The sequence below is a fragment of the Mesorhizobium sp. M2A.F.Ca.ET.039.01.1.1 genome (genome assembly GCF_003998035.1).
Taxonomy (GTDB): Bacteria; Pseudomonadota; Alphaproteobacteria; order Rhizobiales; family Rhizobiaceae; genus Mesorhizobium.
Window position 1 is genome coordinate 1 of record NZ_RZRY01001036.1, and the last position, 1717, is coordinate 1717.

At 63.7% G+C, this 1717-nt stretch carries 1 protein-coding gene and 1 pseudogene; both read right to left on the reverse strand.

Annotated features, from left to right (window positions below; genetic code table 11):
• Positions 1–415: pseudogene (locus EOA24_RS36985) on the reverse strand (glycosyl transferase family 39); the annotation flags it as partial.
• Between the two features lie 84 nt (positions 416–499).
• Positions 500–1717: aminomethyltransferase family protein (locus tag EOA24_RS36990; protein WP_133374854.1), on the reverse strand; the 1218-nt coding region annotated here is incomplete at its 5' end.

The following is a 1717-nucleotide window of genomic DNA, read 5'->3' on the forward strand; positions in this document are numbered from 1 at the left end:
GCATTTCCCAGAAGATCTGAGGAAACAGAAGCAGCCCGAACATGCCGGCGGCAGCGGCGCGGTTCGAGTAGCCGAGGCGGCGTATGGCGGTGAAATAGGCGGTCAGCCCCGCCGCCAGCAAGCCATATTTGACGATCTTGAGGGCAAGGACGCTGGTTCCGACCACAGAGGCCGCAAGCATCGCCAGCCAGGTGTATAGAGGCGGCTGCGAGCTGCCGTAGCCGGCGGCCAAAAACCGCATCTCCATCAGCTGCTCGGAATCGTCGACGCCGACGCCGGTGCCCGCGACATGGGACAACAGCGTCATCGCCACGATCTGCGTCAGGCAGTAGACGAGGACCGACGCGATCGCGGCGCTGAATGGACCGACCTGTCCATCGCAGAGCCAATCGGTCCATTTCTCTAGCTGCCGCAAGGGGGGTCTTCTCATGCTGATGCGCCGGTAGCGGGGCATCGACCATGCCACAGCAACCGGCGCGATCCAACAATTCGTGGGGCTTCAGGTCCGCATCTTCTCGCCGCTCGGGTCGAAGGGCGGCTCGAGATTGATGCGGGCCGGGCGGCGGTGGCCGAGAATCTCGATCTCGAACAGGCCAGCGCTTTCGTCCTCGGCGAGAGCGGCAGGGACGTAGCCCTGCGCCATCGACTTCTGGACGGAATGTGCATAGCCGCCCGACGTCACCCAGCCGACGACGCGCCATTCGCCATCAACGATGCCGCGCACGGCGGAGGCGCCTTCGGCAGCCTTGGAGCCGCGGACTTCCTTGCCCGTTTCGTCGAAGCGCGGCGCGCCGTAGCCATGCGGCTTCTCGACCGTGCCATAGCCCTTGCTGACCTTGGCCCAGATCGGCTCGTCGCCCATCACGTCGGCGTCGACGGCATCGACGATGAAGGAGACGCGCCGCAGTTTTGGTCCTTCGGCATGCTCCTTGGCCGACGCCTCGCGGCCGATGAAGTCGTTCTTCTCCAGCTTGATGAAGCGATCCATCGAGCCTTCGAAGGGACCGTAGATCGGGCGAAGCTCGCGGAACCAGGTCGGGAAGTTCTTTTCCAGACGCATCGACAGCAGCGCGCGCATTCCGAAATCGACGAGGCCGAATTCCTCGCCCGCCTCCTTGATCGCCTTGTAGACAAGGCGCTGATAGGCCGGAGCCATCCAGATTTCGTAGCCTAGGTCGCCGGTATAGGTGATGCGGTTGACCATGCAGGGCGCGCCGCCGACCGCCATCTCGCGGAAGTCCATGAAGCGGAATGCCTTGGTCGAGACGTCGACATCGACCAGCTTCTGCAGCAGGTCGCGGGATTTCGGGCCGGCGATGGAGAGACCCACCAGCGTCTGGTCGAAGCGGTGGATGCGCACCGACCCATCCTTCGGCAGGTGCTTCTCGAACCAGCGCATATGGTATTTCTGCGCGGCCGACGAGCCCCAGATCATGAAACGATCCTCGCCTGATTTGGCGATGGTGAAGTCGCCGATCAGCTTGCCGAACTCGTTAACCATCGGGGTCAGCACGATGCGGCCGACCTTCGGCATGCGGTTCGTCATCAGGCGATTGAGGAAATCCTCCGCGCCCGGGCCGGACACTTCGTATTTGGCGAAGTTGGCGATCTCGGTGACGCCGACCTTCTCGCGCGTGGCGCGCACTTCCTCGCCGATCGGGCCGAAATCGTTGGAGCGGTGGAAGGACACGATGTCCTTCGGCTCGGTGCCCTTGGG